This window comes from Pedococcus sp. P2_D7 (assembly GCF_056404295.1).
Map to the genome: position 1 here is coordinate 269,835 of NZ_JBFUEH010000001.1, position 22,351 is coordinate 292,185.

At 71.4% G+C, this 22,351-nt stretch carries 21 protein-coding genes and 1 tRNA gene; 16 read left to right on the plus strand and 6 right to left on the minus strand.

The window, feature by feature from the left end:
* Nucleotides 1-32: 32 nt before the first annotated feature.
* On the plus strand, nt 33-563 hold the full coding sequence (locus AC1DWJ_RS01320; protein ID WP_457255207.1) for an adenine phosphoribosyltransferase: 531 nt from the start codon (nt 33-35) through the stop codon (nt 561-563).
* 9 nt (nt 564-572) lie between these two features.
* Nucleotides 573-2,882: a RelA/SpoT family protein gene (locus tag AC1DWJ_RS01325; RefSeq protein WP_457255208.1), complete on the plus strand. Its 2,310-nt coding sequence runs from the start codon at nt 573-575 to the stop codon at nt 2,880-2,882.
* A gap of 32 nt (nt 2,883-2,914) precedes the next feature.
* Here AC1DWJ_RS01325 and AC1DWJ_RS01330 read toward each other — a convergent pair whose 3' ends face one another.
* The 3 genes from AC1DWJ_RS01330 to AC1DWJ_RS01340 are packed head-to-tail and all read right to left on the minus strand — an operon-like array spanning nt 2,915 to nt 7,481.
* A complete protein-coding gene (locus AC1DWJ_RS01330) occupies nt 2,915-4,594 on the minus strand; it encodes a DUF349 domain-containing protein (RefSeq protein WP_477619808.1) in 1,680 nt (559 codons plus the stop codon).
* A 2-nt stretch (nt 4,595-4,596) separates the two neighbouring features.
* Nucleotides 4,597-5,409 (minus strand): peptidylprolyl isomerase, encoded by an 813-nt coding sequence (locus AC1DWJ_RS01335; RefSeq protein ID WP_477619809.1) that lies wholly within the window; start codon nt 5,407-5,409, stop codon nt 4,597-4,599.
* 5 nt (nt 5,410-5,414) lie between these two features.
* Nucleotides 5,415-7,481: a penicillin acylase family protein gene (locus AC1DWJ_RS01340; RefSeq protein ID WP_477619810.1), complete on the minus strand. Its 2,067-nt coding sequence runs from the start codon at nt 7,479-7,481 to the stop codon at nt 5,415-5,417.
* Nucleotides 7,482-7,545: 64 nt separating this feature from the next.
* Between AC1DWJ_RS01340 and AC1DWJ_RS01345 the strand changes: the two genes are divergently transcribed.
* From AC1DWJ_RS01345 to AC1DWJ_RS01355, 3 genes are read left to right on the plus strand one after another with little or no spacing between them, the layout of a single operon-like run.
* Nucleotides 7,546-8,247, plus strand: coding sequence for an MBL fold metallo-hydrolase (locus AC1DWJ_RS01345; protein ID WP_477619811.1), 702 nt, complete (start codon nt 7,546-7,548; stop codon nt 8,245-8,247).
* Nucleotides 8,244-9,602, plus strand: coding sequence for a histidine--tRNA ligase (gene hisS / locus AC1DWJ_RS01350; RefSeq protein ID WP_477619812.1), 1,359 nt, complete (start codon nt 8,244-8,246; stop codon nt 9,600-9,602). The genes AC1DWJ_RS01345 and hisS overlap by 4 nt, the downstream gene beginning before the upstream one ends.
* 6 nt (nt 9,603-9,608) lie before the next feature.
* On the plus strand, nt 9,609-10,856 hold the full coding sequence (locus AC1DWJ_RS01355; RefSeq protein ID WP_477619813.1) for a 4-alpha-glucanotransferase: 1,248 nt from the start codon (nt 9,609-9,611) through the stop codon (nt 10,854-10,856).
* On the opposite strand, the gene AC1DWJ_RS01360 is transcribed toward AC1DWJ_RS01355, so the two are convergent.
* On the minus strand, nt 10,836-11,459 hold the full coding sequence (locus AC1DWJ_RS01360; protein ID WP_457255215.1) for a hypothetical protein: 624 nt from the start codon (nt 11,457-11,459) through the stop codon (nt 10,836-10,838). The two genes, AC1DWJ_RS01355 and AC1DWJ_RS01360, sit on opposite strands and share 21 nt — an antisense overlap.
* On the opposite strand from AC1DWJ_RS01360, the gene xerD reads away from it, so the two are divergent.
* From xerD to AC1DWJ_RS01410, 10 genes are all read left to right on the plus strand, one after another.
* Nucleotides 11,458-12,408, plus strand: coding sequence for a site-specific tyrosine recombinase XerD (xerD, locus tag AC1DWJ_RS01365; RefSeq protein ID WP_477619814.1), 951 nt, complete (start codon nt 11,458-11,460; stop codon nt 12,406-12,408). The two genes, AC1DWJ_RS01360 and xerD, sit on opposite strands and share 2 nt — an antisense overlap.
* A gap of 217 nt (nt 12,409-12,625) precedes the next feature.
* Nucleotides 12,626-13,441 (plus strand): ParA family protein, encoded by an 816-nt coding sequence (locus tag AC1DWJ_RS01370; RefSeq protein WP_457255595.1) that lies wholly within the window; start codon nt 12,626-12,628, stop codon nt 13,439-13,441.
* A 19-nt stretch (nt 13,442-13,460) separates the two neighbouring features.
* A complete protein-coding gene (locus AC1DWJ_RS01375) occupies nt 13,461-14,405 on the plus strand; it encodes a segregation and condensation protein A (RefSeq protein ID WP_477619976.1) in 945 nt (314 codons plus the stop codon).
* Complete coding sequence (gene scpB / locus AC1DWJ_RS01380) at nt 14,398-15,057, plus strand: SMC-Scp complex subunit ScpB (RefSeq protein ID WP_477619815.1); 660 nt, start codon at nt 14,398-14,400, stop codon at nt 15,055-15,057. Before AC1DWJ_RS01375 ends, scpB begins: the two co-directional genes overlap by 8 nt.
* A complete protein-coding gene (locus AC1DWJ_RS01385) occupies nt 15,054-16,034 on the plus strand; it encodes a pseudouridine synthase (RefSeq protein ID WP_457255218.1) in 981 nt (326 codons plus the stop codon). Before scpB ends, AC1DWJ_RS01385 begins: the two co-directional genes overlap by 4 nt.
* Nucleotides 16,035-16,071: 37 nt before the next feature.
* Complete coding sequence (locus AC1DWJ_RS01390) at nt 16,072-17,154, plus strand: prephenate dehydrogenase (protein ID WP_457255219.1); 1,083 nt, start codon at nt 16,072-16,074, stop codon at nt 17,152-17,154.
* 28 nt (nt 17,155-17,182) lie between these two features.
* On the plus strand, nt 17,183-17,887 hold the full coding sequence (gene cmk / locus AC1DWJ_RS01395) for a (d)CMP kinase (protein WP_477619816.1): 705 nt from the start codon (nt 17,183-17,185) through the stop codon (nt 17,885-17,887).
* Nucleotides 17,884-18,606: a lysophospholipid acyltransferase family protein gene (locus AC1DWJ_RS01400; RefSeq protein ID WP_477619817.1), complete on the plus strand. Its 723-nt coding sequence runs from the start codon at nt 17,884-17,886 to the stop codon at nt 18,604-18,606. The genes cmk and AC1DWJ_RS01400 overlap by 4 nt, the downstream gene beginning before the upstream one ends.
* A gap of 114 nt (nt 18,607-18,720) precedes the next feature.
* Complete coding sequence (der, locus tag AC1DWJ_RS01405; protein WP_457255222.1) at nt 18,721-20,178, plus strand: ribosome biogenesis GTPase Der; 1,458 nt, start codon at nt 18,721-18,723, stop codon at nt 20,176-20,178.
* A 102-nt stretch (nt 20,179-20,280) separates the two neighbouring features.
* Nucleotides 20,281-20,354, plus strand: a tRNA-Pro gene (locus AC1DWJ_RS01410).
* Between the two features lie 93 nt (nt 20,355-20,447).
* Here the strand turns inward: AC1DWJ_RS01410 and AC1DWJ_RS01415 are convergent.
* Entirely contained in the window at nt 20,448-20,918 is a 471-nt protein-coding gene (locus AC1DWJ_RS01415) for a hypothetical protein (RefSeq protein WP_457255223.1), read from the minus strand.
* Nucleotides 20,919-21,276: 358 nt separating this feature from the next.
* Nucleotides 21,277-21,507 (minus strand): hypothetical protein, encoded by a 231-nt coding sequence (locus tag AC1DWJ_RS01420; RefSeq protein ID WP_457255224.1) that lies wholly within the window; start codon nt 21,505-21,507, stop codon nt 21,277-21,279.
* Between the two features lie 148 nt (nt 21,508-21,655).
* On the opposite strand from AC1DWJ_RS01420, the gene AC1DWJ_RS01425 reads away from it, so the two are divergent.
* Entirely contained in the window at nt 21,656-22,318 is a 663-nt protein-coding gene (locus AC1DWJ_RS01425) for a hypothetical protein (protein ID WP_457255225.1), read from the plus strand.
* Nucleotides 22,319-22,351: the final 33 nt, after the last annotated feature.

A 22,351-nucleotide genomic window follows, 5' to 3' on the forward strand; every position in this document is an offset into this window, starting at 1 on the left:
ATGAGCCAGCCGTCGCGTCGGTGGACCGGACGATGAGCGAGTCGCTCGCCGCCCGGGTCACCGCGCGGCTGCGTGACATCCCGGACTTCCCGACCCCGGGGATCCTGTTCAAGGACGTCACTCCCGTGCTCGCCGACGGCGGGGTCTTCGGCGACATCATCCGCGACATGGCCGACCGCCGGCGCGGCAGCATCGACGTGGTCGTCGGCATCGAAGCCCGCGGCTTCATCTTCGGGGCAGCCCTGGCGCACGAGCTCGGCATCGGGTTCGTGCCGGTCCGCAAGGCGGGCAAGCTCCCGGGGGCGGTGCGCGGTCTGACCTACGACCTCGAGTACGGCTCGGCCACCATCGAGATCCACCAGGACGCCTTCGTCGGCGGCGAGCGGGTGCTGGTGGTGGACGACGTCCTGGCCACCGGCGGCACCGCGGCGGCGGCCTGCCAGCTGCTCGACCAGGCCGGGGCCGAGGTCGTCGCGTTCGAGACCCTGGTCGAGCTGGCCTTCCTGTCCGGGCGCGAGCGCTTGTCCGGACGCGAGATCCACTCGACCGTGGTGGTCACGTAGGCTTCCGACATGACTGAGGACGTCGTCACCGGGCCGGTGCCCACCGGCGCGTCCTCGGCGAACCGCGTCCGCGCCCGACTGGCCAGGTTCGGCAGTCGCGGGGGCCCGACCAACCCGGTCCTCGAGCCGTTGCTCCAGACCGTGCGGGCCACCCACCCCAAGGCCGACCTGACCGTCATCGAGCGGGCCTACGTCGTCGCCGAGGAGGCCCACCGCGGCCAGCAGCGCAAGTCCGGTGACGCCTACATCACCCACCCGCTGGCGGTCACGACGATCCTCGCCGAGCTCGGCATGACGCCGGCCACGCTGGCGGCCGCCCTGCTGCACGACACGGTGGAGGACACGGCATACAGCCTGACCCAGCTCGAGAAGGACTTCGGGCGCGAGGTGGCGATGCTCGTCGACGGCGTCACCAAGCTCGACAAGGTGACCTACGGCGACGCCGCCCAGGCCGAGACGGTCCGCAAGATGGTCGTGGCCATGGCGCGCGACATCCGCGTGCTCGTCATCAAGCTCGCCGACCGCCTCCACAACGCCCGCACCTGGCGCTACGTCTCGGTCGAGTCAGCCCAGCGCAAGGCCCGCGAGACCCTCGAGATCTACGCACCGCTCGCCCACCGGCTCGGCATGAACACCATCAAGTGGGAGCTCGAGGACCTGTCCTTCGCGACGCTCTACCCGAAGGTCTACGACGAGATCGTGCGACTCGTGGCCGAGCGCGCTCCGGCGCGTGAGGAGTTCCTGTCGGGGGTGCGCGAGCAGGTCAGCGAGGACCTCAAGGGCGCCAAGATCAAGGCGACGGTCACGGGGCGACCGAAGCACTACTACTCCGTCTACCAGAAGATGATCGTGCGCGGCCGCGACTTCGAGGACATCTACGACCTCGTCGCGGTCCGCGTCCTGGTCGACTCGGTGCGCGACTGCTACGCGGCGCTCGGTGCCCTGCACGCGCGGTGGAACCCCCTGCCCGGGCGGTTCAAGGACTACATCGCGATGCCGAAGTTCAACATGTACCAGTCGCTGCACACGACGGTCATCGGACCCGAGGGCAAGGCCGTCGAGATCCAGATCCGCACGCACACGATGCACCGCAGGGCTGAGTACGGCGTGGCCGCGCACTGGAAGTACAAGGAGGACGGCACCGCGCCGAGCGCCGGCACCAAGGAAGGCGAGACCGGCCCGATCAACGACATGGCGTGGCTGCGCCAGCTGCTCGACTGGCAGAAGGAGACCGCCGACCCGGGGGAGTTCCTCGACTCACTGCGCTTCGAGATCAACGCCCGCGAGGTCTACGTCTTCACGCCCAAGGGTGAGGTCGTGGCCCTCCCGGCCGGGGCGACCCCCGTCGACTTCGCGTATGCCGTGCACACGGAGGTCGGGCACCACTGCATCGGTGGCCGCGTCAACGGCCGCCTCGTCCCGCTCGAGTCGACGCTCGAGAACGGCGACGTCGTCGAGGTCCTCACCTCCAAGGCCGACGGCGCCGGCCCGTCCCGCGACTGGCTCACCTTCGTCAAGTCGCCCCGGGCTCGCAACAAGATCAAGCAGTGGTTCTCGAAGGAGCGCCGCGAGGAGGCGATCGAGACCGGCAAGGACGCGATCGCCCGCGCCATGCGCAAGGAGGGTCTCCCGCTCCAGCGGTTGCTCACGGTCGAGACCCTGACCGGGCTCGCCTCCGAGCTGCGCTACCAGGACATCGATGCCCTGTATGCCGCGGTGGGCGAGGGCCACGTGTCCGCCCAGCACGTGGTGGGCCGGCTCGTCGCCTCCCTCGGTGGGGAGGAGGGCGCGTCGGAGGATCTCGCCGAGGCGACCACCCCGACCCGTTCGATGCGCCGACGCTCGGGCGACCCGGGTGTCGTCGTGGTCGGCACGGCCGACGTGTGGGTCAAGCTCGCGCGCTGCTGCACCCCTGTCCCCGGCGACCCGATCATGGGCTTCATCACCCGGGGCAACGGCGTCTCCGTCCACCGCACCGACTGCACGAACGCCGAATCCCTTCTCTCGCAACCGGATCGGATGATCGAGGTGGAGTGGGCGCCGTCATCCGCGTCGGTCTTCCTCGTGCAGCTCCAGGTCGAGGCGCTCGACCGCAACCGCCTGCTGTCCGACGTCACGCGGGTGCTGTCCGACCAGCACGTCAACATCCTGTCGGCGTCGGTGCAGACGTCGCGCGACCGCGTCGCCATCAGCAAGTTCACCTTTGAGATGGGCGACCCGAGCCACCTCGAGCACGTCATGAAGGCGGTCCGCAAGATCGACGGCGTGTTCGACGTCTACCGGATCACCGGCACCAAGGCCACCGCCGCCAAGGCGTAGCCCTTCGCGTGGTCGCCGACGGCGACCGTCGGTCAGCCGCCGAACTCGTCGAGGTTGCCGCGAGCCTGCTCGAGCCACTGCTCCTGGGCGTCGAGCTTGGCCTGGGCGTCCTTGACGTTGCGCTCGTTGCCCGAGGACTGTGCCTTGGCCAGGTCGTCACGCAGCGACGAGACCGACGCCTCGAGCTGGTCGACCATGCTCTGGGCGCGCGCCGCGACCTCGGGGTTCGACTGCTTCCAGCGCTGGTCGTCCGCGTCGCGGACGGCCTGCTCGATGCGGCGCATCCCCTTCTCCATGCGGTCGACGTCGCCCCGAGGCACCTTGCCGGCCGCGTCCCACTTGTCCTGCAGGGTGCGCAGCGACGCCTTGGCGGCCTCGAGGTCGGTGACGGGCAGGATGGCCTGACCCTCCTTGAGGAGCTCCTCCTTGACGGCGAGGTTGCCGCGGAACTCCTCGTCCTCCTTGGCCGAGATCTCGTCCTTCGCCGTGAAGAAGGCGTCCTGGGCGGCCTTGAACCGCTCCCACAGCGCATCGTCGTCAGCGCGGGAGGCGCGACCGGCCTGGCGCCAGCGGTCCATCAGGCGCTTGAAGGCGCCGGCGGTCTGGCCCCAGTCGGTGCTGCTGGACAGGGCCTCGGCCTCCTTGACCAGCTCCTGCTTGGCGGTCTTGGCCTCGGCCTGCGTGCCCTCCAGCTGGGCGAAGTGCACGCGGCGTGCCTTGTCGAAGGAGTTGCGGGCCTGGCTGAACCGCTGCCAGAGCGCACCCTCGGTCTCGCGGTCGAGGCGGGCCCCGCCGCGCTGGTGCTTCTTCCACTCGTCGAGCAGCTCACGCATCCGCGCGCCACTGCTCTTCCACTGGATCTTGTTCTCGGGCTGTCCGGCGATCTGCTCGGCCTCGGCCACGATCGCCTCGCGCTCGACGGCGGCGGCGGCCCGGGCGGCGCTGCGCTCGGCGGCCTCGGTCTCCTTGCGCGCCTTCACCAGGGTCTCGATCTCGGCGACCTTGCCATCCAGGATGGCGAGGTCACCCACGACGTTGGCCTCGGCACAGTGCTCGCGCAGCTTGGCCAGACCCTCGGTCGCGTCCTTGGACGAGAGCTCGGTGGTCGTCAGCCGCTGGTGGAGCAGCTCCGCGGTGGCGTAGAGCTCGTCGTACTTGCGGGCGAAGTAGTGCAGGGCCTCCTCGGCGGTCGCGCCGGGGTAGGCGCCGACCTCGCGCTCACCGTCGCCGGTCTGCACGAAGACGGTGCCGTCCTCGGCAACCCGACCGAAGGTCTCCGACGGCGGACCGGGGGGAGCCGCGACCGTCAGGGCGGCAGGCTGCGCGTGGGCGATCTTGCGGACCGCGGCCGGCGTCGGCACGGGACCGGGCTTCGGGGTGGGGCGAGGCACCGGCTTGGCGGCCGGCTCGGCTGCGGGGGCAGCGGCGACGGATTCGGGCGCGGCCTCGGGAGCGACCTCGACCTCAGGTGCAGGCGCGGGCTCGGGTGCCGCCTCTGCCTCGGGTGCAGCCTCTGCCTCGGGCGCGGGTGCCGGCTCGGGTGCCGCCTCGGGCTCGGGTGCAGCCTCTGCCTCGGGCTCGGGTGCCGCCTCGGGCCCGGGTGCCGCCTCGGGCTCGGGCTCCACCGTCCCTTCCGGCTGCGGTGCGGCGGTGGTGGGGGCCTGGCTGTCGTCGGGCTCGGTGGTGTCGGCCGGGGGAGTCTGCTCGGTCACGGTCAGGCCTTCTTCTCGGTCACAGCAACCTTGAGGATGCTGATGGGCGCGGCAGGGGCGCCATCGGTGGCACCTCCACTCACACCTGCTGCGGCGATCTTCTCGACAATATCCATACCCTTGGTCACCGTGCCGAAGATGGAGTAGCCGCCACCCTCGGTCGGGAGCTTGGTGTCCTTGTAGACCAGGAAGAACTGGTCGGCGTTGCTGTTCGGGTCACTGGTGCGGGCCATCGCCAGGGTGCCCTTGGGGTAGGTGCCGTCCTTGGGGGCGTTTTCGATGCCGTACGAGTAGCCGGGCCCGGGGCCGGAGCCCCCGAGCGGGTCACCGCACTGGAGCACGAAGATGCCCTCGGTGGTGACGCGGTGGCAGGGCGAGTCGGCGAAGTAGCTGGCCCTGGCGAGCGCGACGAACGAGGCGACCGTCTGGGGCGCCTTGGCCCCATCGAGCTCGAGCGTGATGTCGCCGCAGTTGGTCGTGACGACGGCCGTGAAGGTCTTGCCCGCAGCGGTCGCCTGGTCGGGCTTGGCGGCCTTGGGGACCTGCTTCGGGGGAGCCGGTGCAGCGGTGCAGCCCTCGACGGCGGCGGTCGTGGCGCTGGTCGCGCTGGGGGTCGTGGGTGCCGCGGCAGGGGTCTTCGTGTCGTCACCCAGCTGCGTGGTCAGGAAGACGAACGCGGCCACCACCACGAGCACGGCCGCCACCACGACGGCCACCTGGCGGTTGCGGGCCGCCTCGCGCTCCTTGAGGGCCTGCTTGGCGTCGAACTTCTCCGCACGGCGGCGCGCCCTGGCGCGCTCCTGTTCCCTGGTCACGCGCGTCAGTCTAGGCAGGGACCCTCGGTGAGGTCGTCGTTGGGCACGGACGCGAGCTCGCCCTGCAGCCACATGGACCGTTGGTCGACGGCGTGTGCCGAGCGGGCTGATCCGGCAGTGCCGTGCGGGACCACCCACCGGCTGCCGGACCGGTCGGCAAGGTCCCAGACGTAGCGCGCCGCCGGCGCCTGGACGAACCGGTCGTCGGAGTCGGGGAGGCTCGACGTCGCGAACACGCAGTCCCGGTCGCCGGAGGCGCCGACCCTCTCGGGCGGGGCTTCGCCCGGCGGTCCGATGCGGATCGGCACCAGGCGGTGCCGGTCACCCCACACGGCTTCGGGTGCGGCGGCAGCCGCCTCGAGGGCCGAGGCCAGCTCCGATCTGACGTCGAAGCCCTCGGGAGGGTTGGTGAGGAGCGACTCGAGCCGGACGGACACCCGCAGCGCCAGCGACATCCACGGGTCGAACAGCCCGGGCAGGCTCGATCCGGCCGTCAGGCCGTCGAAGGCGTCCAGACGACAGAGGGAGTCGACCAGGGCAGCCCGCAGCACGGCATACCGGTGGGCCAGGGCGCTGCCGGCATCCATCCGGCAGTCCCACGCCAGCAGCTCGCCCCGGAGCGCGGCCGCAGGCGCGCTCAGGCCTGTGAGCTCCTCCAGCCGGGGCAGGATGCGGTGGGCGGGCGCGTGAAAGGTGTCGGTGTGGATCCGTTGCAGGTCGTCCGCGTCGAGACTCGGCGTGGCGGCCAACAGGTCGGTGATGCGGTGGGCGCGGTCCGGGCTCGCGAAGTCACGGCCCAACGGCGCGGTATGCCGCGTGGCGTGGTTCGCGTGCACCGCGACGTCGCTGACGGCCGACTCGGCATGGTCGAGGTAGCCGGTCCACGTGTGGTGGGGGTCCCACCCGGGCACCGGTCCCTCGCGGTTGGCGGCATCGCGCTCGGGCACCAGCCCCGCCGTGAACTCCAGCACCGTCCCGGCCCGGTCGGCGGTGACGACGGCGTTGACCGGTTCGACCCAGCCGCGCCAGGCGGCCCGCACGTCCTGGGCGGAGCGTGCGCGGAGCAGGGCGAGCGAGGCGGCCAGCCCGGCGTCGCCCTGGACGCGGGGGACCATCCGCACCGAGAGAGCCCGGCCCGACCCCACCCTGCCAACCACGACCGGCCCGCGCGCAGTCTCGACGACCTCCACCTCGACCGGGTCGGCGCCGAGCACCTGCAGGACCTCGCGGTGCGCCGCCGCGGGAGCCCAGCCGTCTGCCTCCCGCGACTCGATGCCATCGGCCGAGCGGCGCAGCTCCTCCTCGAAGACGTCGTGGCAGTCGGACATCGCGTTCGTGATGCCCCACGCCACGTCGCCGGCGTGCGCGAAGTGTGGTGTGCCGGGCACGCCGGCGAAGGCGATGCCGACCACGTCGAACTCGGGGCACGCCAGGCGGACCTGCAGGTAGCCGCCCGGGAGCTCGAGCGAACGGTGGGGGTCGCCCGCCACGAACGGGTGGGAGGTCGTGGTCCGGCTCGCGGCGACGGCCCAGGCGTTGCTGCCGCTCGCGGCCACGCCGTCCCAGTCGGCGGCAGACGGGTGCCGCGGCCCGCACAACAGGTCCCACGCGCGGGGGGCCTCACGACGCACGCGGTCGCGCCAGAGCTTGTCGCCCAGGGTGCCGAAGAGCACGTGCTGGGTCAGCAGGACGGCGATGGGAGTCCAGGGGTCCCAGCGGCCGGCCCGCACCCCTGCGTCGTCGAACTCCGGCGCTCCGGGCCCCTCGACGAGACCGGCGCTCACGCCCTCGGCGTACGCGGCGACCCACTGGGCGGTCTCCACGTCGAGGCGCTCGAAGCAGCGGCGCGCCGTGTCCGTGATCCGGACCTGTCGGGCGAAGGTGTCCCACTCGACCCAGGCGGGTCCGAGGTGCTCGGCCAGGCGGCCCTCGGAGCGCCACCGCTGCACCTCGAGCTGCCAGGCCCGGTCCGTCGCGCAGACCTTCCCCTGCAACCGGGACAGGGCGATGACGTCCGGGGCCCAGAGCTGGGGGACTCCCCACGCGTCACGCCTGACCGTGCTCTCCTTCATGGCAGCCGACGCTAACCGACAGCGCTCTCCGCGGTGGTGGGGGATCGCGGATACAGTGCGGGCCGTGCTCACCGTCGCCTTTCCTGCCGCCGCCTTCGACACGAACTGCTACGTCCTCGCCCCGGCCGCGGGGGAGGATTGCGTCATCGTCGACCCGGGCATCGGTGTCGAGGAGACCCTGCGGGAGGTGCTGGCCCAGCACCGGCTCCGTCCAGCCGCCGTCCTGCTCACGCACGGCCACGTCGACCACGTCTACTCGGTGACACCGGTGTGCGGCGCTGACACGGCGGCCTACATCCACGGCGACGACCGCTACCGGCTCAAGGACCTGCTCTCGAACGTCGCCCCCGGGCTGCTCGCCATGCTCGAGCAGCAGTTCGGCCGGCGCGCGACCTGGACCGAGCCCAGCAACGTCATCGAGGTGACCGACCGGGCCACGCTCGACCTCGCCGGCCTCGGTTTCGAGGTCCTGCACGCGCCGGGGCACACCGAGGGCTCGGTGATGTTCAGCGTCGACGCGGTGCCCGACGGGATCGCCGACCAGGTCGACGTCGACCGCACGCTCCTCAGTGGCGACGTGCTCTTCGCCGGCTCGATCGGCCGCACCGACCTGCCGGGAGGTGACCCGGCCGCGATGGACCGGTCGCTGCGCGAGGTCGTCCTGCCCCTCCCGGACTCCACGCTGGTCCTGCCCGGTCACTACCAGGCGACCACCATGGACCGCGAGCGGGCAACCAACCCCTATTTGCAAGGATTGGCCTCGTGAAGATCACCCCGCTCAGCGGCTTCCCCGAGTTCCTCCCGGCCCAGCGGATCGTCGAGCAGCACTTCCTCGACGTCATCCGCGAGACCTTCGAGCTGCACGGGTTCCCGTCGATCGAGACCCGTGCCGTCGAGCCCGTGGACCGGCTGGTCGGCAAGGGGGGCGACGCCGACAAGGAGATCTACGGGATCCACCGGTTGGCTCGTGACGAGGACGGCGGTCCGGAGGACCGCTCCGGTGAGCTCGGCCTGCACTTCGACCTGACCGTGCCGTTCGCCCGCTACGTGCTGGAGAACGCCGGCCACCTGTCGTTCCCCTTCCGTCGCCACCAGGTCCAGAAGGTGTGGCGTGGCGAGCGACCTCAGGAGGGCCGCTACCGCGAGTTCACCCAGGCCGACATCGACGTGGTCGACGTGGGCGAGCTCGCGCCGCACTTCGAGGCAGAGATGCCGCTGGTCATCGCCGAGGTCTTCCGCAAGCTCCCCGTCGACCGGATGGTCATCCAGGTCAACAACCGCAAGATCCCCGAAGGCTTCTACCTCGGCATCGGCATCGAGGACGTGGCGGGCACCCTGCGAATCGTCGACAAGCTCGACAAGCTCGGTGCGGCCAAGGTCAAGGACCAGCTGGTCGAGGCAGGGCGGACCGCCGAGCAGGCCGACCGGTGCCTGGCGCTCGCGGCGATCCGGTCCGAGGACCTGTCGTTCGTCGAGCAGGTGCGGGCGCTCGGGGTCGAGCACCCGACCCTCGACGAGGGGCTCGAGGCTCTGGCAGCGGTCATCCGGGCGGGACTGGACAACGCCCCCGGAGCCCTGGTCGCCGACCTCAAGATCGCGCGCGGTCTCGACTACTACACGGGCACCGTCTACGAGACCCAGCTGGTCGGCCACGAGTCCTGGGGCTCGTTCTGCTCCGGCGGCCGCTACGACTCGCTCGCCTCCGACGGGAAGACGACCTACCCCGGCGTGGGGATCTCGATCGGGGTCTCACGGCTGCTCGGCCTGCTCATCGGCAAGGGGCTGCTGGTCGCCAGCCGCTCGACCCCCGCGTGCGTCCTCGTCGCGGTCAACGACGAGGAGAGCCGTGCGGTCTCCACCCGCATCGCCACCGAGCTGCGCGCCCGCGGCATACCGTGCGAGGTGGCGCCCAAGCCCGCCAAGTTCGGCAAGCAGATCAGGTATGCCGAGCGGCGCGGGATCCCCTACGTCTGGTTCCCGGGCGAGGAGGGCGCCGGGGGAGGCGTGAAGGACATCCGCTCCGGTGACCAGGTCGACGCCGACGCCACCTCGTGGGAGCCTCCGGAGCAGGACCTGCGACCGCAGATCCTGCGTGTCGAGCACGCCACCGACCAGAGCTGAGCCGCCATGGACGCCACCCGGCCCCTGACCGAGACCCGCACCAGCGGGGTGCAGCTGCACGTCACCTCGCTGCCCGGTGGGCGGCTCGGCCAGCCGGCCCGTGACTTCGTCGACTGGCTGGTCGAGGCGGGGCAGTCGGTGTGGCAGGTGCTGCCGGTGTCGATCCCTGACCAGCACCGCTCGCCCTACAAGTCGCCCTCGGCCTTCGCCGCGTCCCCCGCGCTGCTGGAGCACCCGGAGGCCCCGGTCACCGAGCAGGAGCTCGCCGACTTCGTTGAGCGGGAGGCCTACTGGGTCGACTCGTGGACGGCCTTCGGCGGTGACCTCGCCGACCAGGTGCGCTTCGACCGGGAGTGGTCGGCCCTGCGGGCCTACGCGCACGAGCGCGGGATCCGCATCCTCGGCGACGTCCCGATCTACGTCGCGCCCGACGCCGCCGACGAGCGCGCCTGGCCGCAGTTCTTCCGCTCCGATGCGGTGGCCGGCTGCCCACCCGATGCCTATGCCGCGACCGGCCAGCTCTGGGGCAACCCGCTCTACCGCTGGGACGTGCTGCGCGACGACGGCTACCGCTGGTGGATCGAGCGGCTGCGCCGGACGTTCGCGCTCTTCGACCTGGTCCGGGTCGACCACTTCCGTGGCTTCGCGGCCTACTGGGCCATCCCGGCCGGGGACGACACCGCCCTCAACGGCCGGTGGGAGCAGGGCCCGGGCCGGGAGGTCTTCGACGCGGCGCTCGGTGCGCTCGGCCCGCTGCCCGTCCTAGCCGAGGACCTCGGCGACATCGACCAGCCGGTGATCGACCTGCGCAAGGCCCTCGGCTTCCCCGGGATGGCGGTCCTGCAGTTCGCCTTCGAGCCGGCCTACGAGTACAACGCCCACGACCCGGAGAACCACGAGCCCAACCAGGTCGTCTACACCGGCACCCACGACAACGACACGGTCTGCGGCTGGTGGTGGGACCTGCCCGACCACCGTCGGCAGCTGGCCCGTGAGGCGTGTCGTCAGGCGGGGGTGGGCGCCGACGTCGATGCGGAGCCGTCCTGGGGGTTCATCGAGCTCGCCCAGCGCGGCCCGTGCGGCCTGTCGATGATGCAGGCCCAGGACGTGCTGGCCCTCGGGTCGCAGGCACGGATGAACGCGCCCGGCATCGAGGGCGGCTGGTCGTGGCAGATGGAGCCCGGCGCCCTCACCTCCGAGCACGCAGCCCGGCTCCGGGCGCTCACCGAGGAGTCAGGCCGCCTTCCCGGCTGAGGCGGGTGGGCGCAGCCCGGTGTCGCGCAGCTCGAGCAGCGCCAAAGACCGGATGGTCTCCTCGTCGCCACGACGCCAGGCGCCGGTCGGGTCGGCCGAGATCGCGGCCAGCTTGCGCATGGGCTGACCCGCCATCGCCCGCAGGGCGAACAGGTCGAGGTCGGCGGCGTTGTCGATGAACCGCTGGGCCGCGCTCGCCCTGCGGACGAACCGGCCACGCAGCACCAGCCAGACCAGGCCCACGATGAGGATCGGCACGAGGGCCGTCACCCACCCGAGGATGTTCGCGAGCCGGGTCACGGCGTCGACGAGGTCGGTGCCGGCCTGCTCGATGGTCGTCCCGGCACCGCTGACCTGGCGGAACGGCGCGGCGATGCGGTCGCCGACGAGGGGCAGGTCCCGCACCGAGTCGCCGGCGCTGGTCATCTGCTCGCGGAACCCCGACCCGGCGCTCTGCAGCTGTCGCCCTGGTGCGGCGAGCTCCATCGTCGTGTCATGGACGAGTCGTCCGACCCATGCCCACAGGCACACCCAGGCGACGATTCCGACGTCGGCGAGGATCTGGAGCGTGCGGCGGCCCGGCAGGTCTGCATAGAGCTTCATGCCGCCTACACTCCCATCCGTGCCACCCTCGAGCGCGGTCGAACGCGCAGCCCGCGGCTGGCTGAACCATCTCGACGTCGAGCGCGGCGTGGCTGCGAACACCCTCAAGTCCTACCGTCGCGACCTGGCCCGCTACGCGGCATACCTCGCGGCGCAGGGGGTCCGGGACCCCGCTGGCATCACCGAGGCGCACGTGAGCGACTTCCTCGCGACGCTGCGGGAGGGGAGCGCCGAGCACTCACCGCTCGCGGCGTCGTCCGCGGCGCGGACGCTCGTCGCGGTGCGCGGCTTCCACCGGTTCCTGGCCCTCGAGGGTGACGTCGACACCGACGCGGCCGGCGCGGTGAGCCCGCCCCGGCCGCCGGCCAGGTTGCCGAAGGCGATCAGCGTCGAGGACGTCGAGCGGCTGCTCCAGGCGGCCAGCGTCGGTGACACATCCGCCTCGCTGCGCGACCGCGCGCTGCTGGAGCTGCTCTACGGCGCCGGAGCCCGCATCTCCGAGGCGGTCGGGCTCGACGTCGACGACCTCGACCCGCGCGAGGGGGTGGTCCGGCTCTTCGGCAAGGGCAGCAAGGAGCGGATCGTCCCGCTCGGCTCGTATGCCGCGGACGCGCTCGACGCGTACCTGGTCCGGGGGAGACCGGCCTTCGCGGGAAAGGGCAAGGGCACCCCTGCGGTGTTCCTCAACCAGCGGGGCGGGCGGCTGTCCCGCCAGTCCGCCTGGGCCGTGCTCCGGGCGGCCGCCGAGCGCGCCGACCTAGGGGGACACCTGTCACCACACACGCTGCGGCACTCGTTCGCGACCCACCTGCTCGACGGCGGGGCCGACGTCCGGGTCGTGCAGGAGCTGCTCGGGCACGCGTCGGTGACCACCACCCAGATCTACACGCTCGTCACGGTGCAGCGACTGCGTGAGGTCTATGCCCAGAGTCACCCCCGTGCCCGCTGATAGGGTCGTGCCGATCAGCGCGAGGCTGACCGACGAACGCTAACTCACCGGGAGTGAAACGCCTGTGGAATCTGAGGTGACCACCCAGGAGCAGTCGCCGCCCACCCTTTCGGGCGCACCCTCCGAGTCGGCCCCCGACGGCGATGGTCGTGACCACGTGCTCCTGCCCGGCACCGAGGCTGCCGGCGCCGGACAGCTGGGTCCGACCGGGCGCCCGATGCCCGTCTTCCCCGATCCCGCGCCGCTGGCCGCGCACGGCCCCGCGCGGATCATCGCCATGTGCAACCAGAAGGGTGGCGTCGGCAAGACGACGACGACCATCAACCTCGGTGCTGCGCTGGCCGAGGTCGGTCGCCGGGTCCTGCTCGTCGACTTCGACCCGCAGGGCGCGCTGTCCGTCGGTCTCGGGGTGCGGGCCAACGAGCTCGACGTGACGATCTACAACCTGCTCGTCGAGCGCGGCCACGACGTGCGTGAGGTCATCCAGCAGACCTCGACCGAGAACCTCGACGTCATCCCGGCCAACATCGACCTGTCGGCCGCGGAGGTCCAGCTCGTCGGCGAGGTCGCTCGCGAACAGATCCTGGCCCGCGTGCTGCGGCCGGTCATGGACGACTACGACGTCATCATGATCGACTGCCAGCCCTCGCTGGGGCTGCTCACCGTCAACGCCCTCACCGCCGCCCACGGGGTCGTCATCCCGCTCGAGTGCGAGTTCTTCGCGATGCGTGGGGTGGCCCTGCTGGTCGAGACGATCGACAAGATCACCGACCGGCTCAACCCGCGGCTCCAGGTCGACGGCATCCTCGCCACGATGTACGACTCGCGCACCCTGCACAGCAAGGAGGTCGTGCGCAGCGTCGTCGACCACTTCGGTGACCAGGTGTTCCACACGGTGATCAGCCGCACGGTGAAGTTCCCCGACGCCACCCTGGCGGCCGAGCCGATCACGACCTACGCGTCGACGCATGGTTCGGCCGCGGCATACCGACAACTCGCCCGAGAGCTGATCGCCCGTGGTGGGGCGGCCTGACGAGGTGAGTCAGGAGGTCATCGCCACTGCGCCGGGAGGCGCGGTGCCGCCCAGTGACGCCCAGGCGGGGCTGACCCCCGGTGGGGTCATCACCCGCCGAGGTGGGTCCACCCCGTTCGAGGTGCACCTGGCCAACTTCTCGGGCCCGTTCGACCTGCTCCTGGGCCTGATCAGCAAGCACAAGCTCGACATCACCGAGATCGCCCTGGCGCAGGTGACCGACGAGTTCATCGCCCACATCAAGGCGGCGCAGTCGTCCGACACGGAGTGGGACCTCGGGCAGGCGTCGGAGTTCCTGCTCATCGCCGCGACCCTGCTCGACCTGAAGTCCGCGCGTCTGCTCCCGCAGACCGGCCCACAGGACGAGGAGGACCTCGCCCTGATCGAGGCCCGCGACCTGCTGTTCGCCCGGCTCCTGCAGTACCGCGCGTTCAAGGACATCGCCTTCACCTTCGGCGAGCGGATGGCCACGGCCGGCCGGATGACCCCGCGCCAGGCCGGGCTCGAGCCGCAGTTCGCCCGGCTGCTGCCGGAGCTGGTCATGGGCATCACGCCCGAGCAGCTCGCGATGATCGCGGCCCGTGCCATGGTGCCGAAGGTCGCCCCGAGCGTGGGCCTCGACCACCTCCACGCACCGCAGGTGAGCGTGCGCGAACAGGCCGGCATCCTCGGCGCCCGGCTGCGGTCGGAGCGGGTCTGCTCGTTCCGGGCGCTGGTCGCCGACGCCGACTCGACGCTCGTCATCGTGGCCCGCTTCCTGGCGCTGCTGGAGCTGTTCCGCGAGGCGGCGATCGCGTTCGAGCAGGCCGAGGCGCTCGGCGAGCTCACCGTGCGCTGGACCGGCGCCGACGACGGCGAGATCGAGGTCAGCGACGAGTTCGACGAGTTCGACGAGCTGGACGAGCCGGACGACGAAGCACGGGCCGACACCCCCGAAGACGATGGAGAGAGCGACGATGAGTGACCTTGAGGTCGTGCCCGACCACGGGCCTGACGAGGGCGTCGAGGCGCCCGGCGGCGACGGGGCTGCCGACGAGCAGTTCGCGTTCGACGTCAGCGATTTCCCGGGCGGTGCCCGCAGCGCGATCGAGGCCGTGCTGATGGTCGTCGACCAGCCGATCACCGAGATCTCGCTGGCCTCCGCCCTCGAGCTCCCCGTCGACGACGTGCGGGCGCACCTCACCGCGCTGGAGGAGGAGTATGCCGCGCAGCAGCGAGGCTTCACGCTCCGCTCGGTGGCCGGTGGCTGGCGGGTGTACAGCCGTTCCGACTACGCGCCGGTGGTCGAGAAGTTCCTGCTCGACGGCCAGCAGGCCAAGCTCACTCAGGCCTCCCTCGAGACCCTGGCGGTGATCGCCTACCGTCAGCCGATCTCCCGGTCACGGGTCAGCGCGGTCCGCGGTGTGAACGTCGACGGCGTCGTCCGCACCCTCCTCAACCGCGGCCTCATCGAGGAGCTCGGCTCCGACGGCGACGGCGGCGCGTTCCTCTATGGCACCACCGACTACTTCCTCCAGCGCCTCGGTCTCGGCAGCCTCGAAGAGCTGCCCGCCCTGGCGCCCTACCTCCCCGAAGTCGACGTGCTCGACGAAATCGCAGAACAAGGACGCGGATGACACCCCCACGCAGCAGAGGCCCCGCAGGATCCGGCTCGGACCGGGCTGGCGGTGGTCGAGGCCGTCCCGGCGGCAGCCAGGGCCACGGTGGTCGCTCGGCTGGGCGCACCGGCGGACCTCGGGGCGGTGGCCCGACGGCGTCCGAGGGAGGTCGCCCCGAGCGGCCGCAGCGCGGGAGCTCCGGCACGACCAAGAAGAGCCAGCCGACCAGGGTGCCGCGCGAGCGGGCCACCCCCGAGGTGGACGTGCACGACCCGGACGGCATCCGGCTGCAGAAGCTGCTGGCCGCGGCCGGGGTGGGTTCACGTCGGGTCTGCGAGAACCTCATCTCCGACGGGCGCGTGGAGGTCGATGGTCACGTCGTGACCGAGCTCGGCGTCCGGATCCGCCCCGACCAGACCGTCCACGTCGACGGGGTGAAGGTGCAGCTCGACGAGACCCGGGTCTACTTCGCGTTCAACAAGCCCCTCAACGTCGTCACGACCATGAACGACGAGCTGGGCCGGATCAGCATCGGCGACTACGTGGGTGACCGCCACGAGCGGCTGTTCCACGTCGGCCGCCTCGACGCCGACACCGAGGGCCTGCTGATCCTCACCAACGACGGCGAGCTGGCCCACCGGCTGCAGCACCCGCAGTACGGCGTCCTCAAGACCTACCTCGCCCAGATCCGCGGACCGGTTCCCCGCGACATCGGCAAGCAGCTGCGCGAGGGCGTCCAGCTCGAGGACGGTCCGGCCTCGGTCGACTCGTTCCGGGTCGTCGACTCCCAGCCGGGCAAGGCACTGGTCGAGGTGATCCTGCACGAGGGACGCAAGCACATCGTGCGGCGCCTCCTCGATGCCGTGGGCCACCCCGTCCTCAGCCTGGTGCGCGTGCAGGTCGGTCCGATCAGCCTCGGCGACACCAAGCCGGGCAAGATGCGCAAGCTGACCAAGGAAGAGGTCGGCCGCCTCTACACCGCTGCTGGAATGTGAGCGCACGCACCCACCACCCGTCGGTAGCCTTCGCGTCGTGACCACCAGCGTCCGCATCGTCGGCACCGGCCTCATCGGCACCAGCCTGGGCATCGCCCTCTCGCGGGCCGGGTATGCCGTCGTGCTCGCCGACCCGTCGCCCACCGCGGTGGCGCTGGCGCGCGACCTGGGGGCCGGCGCTGTCGCGGCCGCTGACGACGCGGCTCCGGACATCGTCGTGGTGGCTGCGCCGCCGGACGTCGCAGGATCGGTGGTGGCCGACGAGCTGGCCGCGTGGCCCGGCGCCGTCGTCACCGACGTCGCCTCGGTCAAGGTCGCGGTGCTCGAGGACGTGCGCCGTCGCGGAGGCGACCTCACCCGGTATGCCGGGTCGCACCCGATGGCGGGCCGCGAGCGGTCCGGTGCGGTCGCCGCCCGCGGAGACCTCTTCGACGGTCGGGCCTGGGTGGTGGTGCCGAACGAGCAGTCGTCGCGGCCGGCCGTGGCGGCCGTGACCGCTCTGGCGACCGCCGCCGGCGGCACGGTCTCGACGATGGACCCCGCCGAGCACGACGCGGCCGTCGCGGTCGTCTCGCACGTGCCACAGCTCGCCTCGTCACTCGTGGCCGGGCGACTGCGCGACCTCACCGACCCGGCCGTCGCGTTGTCCGGTCAGGGGATCCGCGACGTCACCCGGGTGGCGGCGAGCGACCCGCAGCTGTGGACCCAGATCCTGGCCGGCAACGCCGCTGCGGTCCGTGCGGTGCTCGTCCACCTGCACGCCGAGCTGACCGAGGTGATCGGTGCCCTCGACGTCCTCACCGACGGCGACGGGGTGGGCGCCCGTGAGGTGCTTGCGCGGATCGTGGCGCAGGGCAACGCCGGCCACGCGCGGATCCCGGGCAAGCACGGTGCCGCCCCCACGGCATACAGCGTCGTCGTGGTGCTCGTGCCCGACCAGCCCGGCGAGCTGGCCCGGCTGCTGCACGACGTCGGCGACGCCGGCGTCAACCTCGAGGACCTGCACCTGGAGCACGGACTCGGGCAGCCCTTCGGACTCGCCGAGGTCTCCGTGCTCCCGGCCGTCGCGGAGCGCCTGGGCGAGGAGCTGACCGCCCGCGGTTGGCGACTTCACGGCTGACGACCACCCGCCGTTAGTCTTGCCTGCCATGGAGAGCAAGCACCTCGTCGTGGCTGTCGACGGACCTTCCGGCTCGGGCAAGTCCAGCGTCTCGCGCGCTGCCGCCTCGGCGCTGGGCATCGGCTACCTCGACACCGGCGCGATGTACCGCGCAGTGACGTGGTGGTGCCTCGACCAGGGCGTCGACCTCGACGACCACGAGGCGGTCGCGCAGGCCACGCGCGACATCCCGCTCGAGATGGGCACCGACCCGACCACCCCGAGCGTGCGGGTCGGCGGGGGTGAGATCGAGGACGACATCCGCACCACGCGGGTCAGCGAGGTGGTCTCCAAGGTCGCGACCAACACGCTCGTTCGCCCGATCCTCCAGCAGCTCCAGCGCGACCTCATCGACCAGATCGCCACCGACACCGGGGGAGTCGTGGCCGAGGGCCGCGACATCACCACCGTCGTCGCCCCCGACGCCGACGTGCGGGTGCTGCTGACCGCCAGCGTCGAGGCCCGGCTGCGGCGCCGGTCCAAGGAGCTGCACGGCCACGATGCCGACCACGCGGTGGAGGCGACCCGCGACCAGATCGTGCGCCGCGACGCCGACGACTCCACCGTCTCCGAGTTCACCGAGGCCGCCGAGGGCGTCCACCTGGTCGACACCTCCGACCTCGACTTCGAGCAGAGCATCGAGGCCCTCCTCGACGTCGTCCGACGTGAGGTGCCGCACAAGGTCCCTGCGTGACGGACGCCACGGCGCCCGGCGCGAGTGGCCTGACCCCGACCTGGCGGGTCCGGATCAACATGGTCGTCGGCCGGGTCCTGTTCGGCGCGCTCTACCGGGTCACGGTCGTCGGTCGCGGCCGGGTGCCGCGGACCGGGCCCGTGGTGTTCGTCGCGAACCACGCCGGCTTCCTCGACGGACCGATGCTTCCGGCCCCCGCCCCGCGCCCGACCTCGGTGCTGGTGAAGCGCGAGATGTTCACGGGCCTGCTCGGCTGGTTCCTCACCTGGATCGGCCACATCCCGGTGACCCGCAACTCCGGCGACCGAAGGGCGCTCGCCGCGGTGGCGATCCTGCACGCAGGGGGAGCGGTGGGCATCTTCCCTGAAGGCACCCGCGGTCGCGGCGACGTGGCCGCGGTCCAGCAGGGGGCGGCCTGGCTCGCCCAGCAGGGCGCTGCCCGGGTCGTGCCCGTCGCGTTCCTCGGGACCCGCACAACGGGTGCCTCCAAGGGCTCACTGCCGCGTCTGTGGACCCGGATGGTGGTCGAGTTCGGAGAGCCGATGGACCTCGTGGCCGACCCTGCGGTGACGGGGTCGACAACCGGTCGTCAGCGGCTGGCAGCCGCCACCAGCCTGGTCCGCGAGCTGCTCGCCACGCACGTCCGGGAATCCCAGGAGCGACACCGCGTGTTCCTCCCGGAGGACGACGGCCGGCAGGGCCGCGACCCGCAGGCCTGAGGCTGGCCGGACCGCGCGACTGGTCGGTCCCACCGCAAATGTGCGCGACAATGGTGGGCGGCCACGCGGCACACCTGTCCGCGACCACACCCCCGAACGACGCAAGGAACCCCCGTGAGCGAGAACCTGACCGACGACTCGACTGTCGAGCGCGCCCTGCGCGTTGGGCTGGAGGAGTTCGACCTCAGTGAGGAGGACCGCTCCCTCATCGAGGGCGAGTACGACGAGGACGGCTACGCGATCACCGACGGGCCGCTGCCGGTCGTCGCGGTCGTCGGGCGTCCCAACGTCGGCAAGTCCACCCTCGTCAACCGCATCCTCGGCCGCCGCGAGGCCGTCGTCGAGGACGTGCCCGGGGTGACCCGCGACCGCGTCGCCTACGACGGCGAGTGGACCGGCCGCCGGTTCACCCTCGTCGACACCGGTGGCTGGGAGATCGACGCGACCGGCATCCACCTGCGCGTGGCCGAGCAGGCCGAGGTGGCCGTCGACCTCGCCGACGTCGTGATGTTCGTGGTGGACGCCACGGTCGGAGCCACCGACGACGACGAGGCCGTCGTCAAGCTGCTGCGCCGCTCGGGCAAGCCGGTCATCCTCGTCGCGAACAAGGTCGACGACCAGCGCAGCGAGGCGGACGCCGCCGCCCTCTGGAACCTCGGCCTCGGCCAGCCCTGGCCGGTCTCCGCCCTGCACGGGCGTGGGAGCGGTGACGTGCTCGACGCCGTCCTCGACGTCCTGCCGTCGATCTCCGCGAACGCCGACGCCTACCAGCGTGGTGGCCCGCGCCGCGTCGCCCTGGTCGGTCGTCCCAACGTCGGCAAGTCCTCGCTGCTCAACAAGCTCGCTGGCGAGGACCGTGTCGTCGTCGACAACGTCGCAGGCACCACGCGCGACCCGGTCGACGAGTTCATCGAGCTCGGTGGCAAGACCTGGCGCTTCGTCGACACGGCCGGCATCCGGCGCCGGGTCCACCAGGCCCGCGGCGCCGACTTCTACGCCTCGCTGCGCACCCAGACCGCCCTGGAGAAGGCCGAGGTCGCCGTCGTCCTCATCGACGCCGAGCAGTCCATCGCCGAGCAGGACGTCCGGGTCGTGCAGCACGTCATCGACGCCGGCCGCGCGCTGGTCATCGCCTACAACAAGTGGGACCTGCTCGACGAGGAGCGGCGCCACTACCTCGAGCGCGAGATCGAGCGCGAGCTCGTCCAGGTGCCGTGGGCGCCCCGCGTCAACATCTCGGCGCTCACCGGTCGCTCGGTCGAGAAGCTCGTGCCCGCCCTCGAGCGCGCCCTCGACTCGTGGGACTTCCGCGTCCCCACCGGTCGGCTGAACGCCTTCTTCGGCGAGATCGTCGCGGCCCATCCCCACCCGGTCCGTGGTGGCAAGCAGCCGCGCATCCTCTTCGCGACGCAGGCCTCGACCCGCCCGCCGCGGTTCGTGATCTTCGCCTCCGGCTTCATCGAGGCCGGCTACCGCCGCTTCCTCGAGCGCCGGCTGCGCGAGGAGTTCGGCTTCGAGGGCACGCCGATCGAGGTCTCCGTCCGGGTGCGCGAGAAGCGCAAGCGCCGCTAGCCGGCAGCACGGCATACCGATTTCAAGCGGAGGTATGCCGTGCGCTAAGGTTTCGTTCGCTCCCGCGGTCCTGCTTCGGCTGGATTTCGCGTGGGCAAGCCACGGGCTGTGGCGCAGCTTGGTAGCGCACTTGACTGGGGGTCAAGGGGTCGCAGGTTCAAATCCTGTCAGCCCGACTAACGGGGTCCGACTTGTCCACACACTTCGGGCCCCGTTTTCATGCCCCGGTGCGGCCGCCCTCGACGACACCGAGGAGCCGAAGCGGTGGGTCACAGCGATGACCAGCAGTAGACGTTCTCCCCGGAGGCAGCCGCAGCGCGGGCCAGGACGGTCAGCCCCGAGATCCACTCGCTCGCGACTTCGGGCGGATAGTCGCCCCACTGCCGGACGGCCCACTGCGTGGCGAGGTCGGCGACGCGGACCGGATCGATGGCCGCGAGCCCGTCGCGCACCCGCTCGGTCAAGCGCTCGATCCCGGGATCGGTGAGCCAAGGCGACGACTCGTCACTCGGTGGTGGTGTGTCGGCAGGCGGCCAGAGGCGTTCGGAAGTCTGCGGCCCGCGTTCGTAGGCTCGGTCCTCGGACAGGGCGAGAAGTTCCTCGAGGTGAGGGTCAGGGAACACCCCCTTGGTCGAGAAGCCGTCGTACGTCGCCGGGTTCAGAGGACCGCCCGCCAAGCCCTTCGTTGCGATGGCAGCGTCGTCGTCTGCGGCGCGGAAGTAGTCGAAGTAGATGCCCACCAGGTCCTCCGCGAGTCGAGTTGGTCCGGGCAAAGCCTGTCATCATCCAGCGGCGCGCAAGGTTGGTTCACGCGAGTTGGCGGACCAGGAAGTTCATTGCAGGATCGGCGATTCGCGTCCTCGGCGTCGATGATCGCGAGTTCAGTCGAGCCAAGTGTGGCGGTACGCCGAGGACTGGGCGGCTCGAGTCAGTGCGTCTGTCGAGCTGATGGCAGTCGGCCAGACGATGGGCGGGGAGTGATCCTCGTGCCCCCTGACGGGACGAACACTCCCACGGTCGTGTACGTCCGCTCTGGGGGCCAGCTCACGGCGTACAGCCTCTCCGGCGGGCCCTAGCTCTCCGCTCACTTTGAGCCCATCAGTTCTCGCGACGGCGCATCCCGGCTCGCATCGCCACTGCCACGACTCCCACGACCAGGCCGAACACCGTGCCCATCGCCGCCATGCCGACGAGCGAGTCGGTGCGCTCGTAGGAGTCCCCCCACGTGAGGGCGAAGACCGAGCCCACACCGATCAGCACGCCGCTCGCCCAGAACAGCGCCACCAGACCGAGGTCGGACACGCGTCGTCGGTCTCGTGGATCACCCATCACTGGAGCCTGGAGGCGGCCATACTTCCCGGGTGAGGATTGCGTCTCGGCGGTCGCGGGGAGACTCCGCCCGCAAGGCCACCTTCACTCTCCTGCTGTTCGCGCTGCCTGTCGTGGTCCTGATCTCCGCTGCCGGGGTCGGACCGCGATGTCGGTCGATGCGTGGGCTGCGGTAGTCCTCGGCGGCCCGACGGCCGCGGTCGCTCTGTGTGCCCTGGTGCTCCCCACCACGGCCACGCCAGCGGCGGCCCTCATCGGACGGCAGGGATGGCGGTCAGTCTGGGAGTGGACCGTTCGTCCCTATCGTTCGACTGCGCTACCTGCTCTCGGCATCGCCCTCGCGGAGTACCTCGGGGCTGCGCTCTCGACTCAAGGGCTGCGGCCCCTTCTCTTTGCCGACGACCCTGAACTGGGTTGGTACCTCCCGTTGGTCGGACTGGTGTTGGGTGTCCTGCTGGGGTGGGTGCTCATCGCCCTGGTGGTGATCCCGTTCAAGGCGGCAGCCCGCGCGGTGTCAATCTGGCAGTCGGACCGTCACGAGGCCGTCCGGCTACTGGTGTTCCCCTTCGTGATGCTCGCGATCCTGCTCACCGGGGCGGCCCACCTCGGCGCCTTTCCCCAGACGGCGGAGGTAGGTCGGTTGGCCATGCTCCAGGACGAGCGCGACCTCCTGTTCACGCCCGGTGCATCCGGCGCGCCGGCGTGGTGCGTGGCCTTCGCCTGGGCAGGCGTGGCGGCTGTGCTCGCCGCAGGGATCTCGGTGCGGTGGACGACGAGGGCGACGCGTCAGGTCACGCAACCCGGCCCGTAGCCCCAACCGACCGACGGCCGGATGGGGCTACGG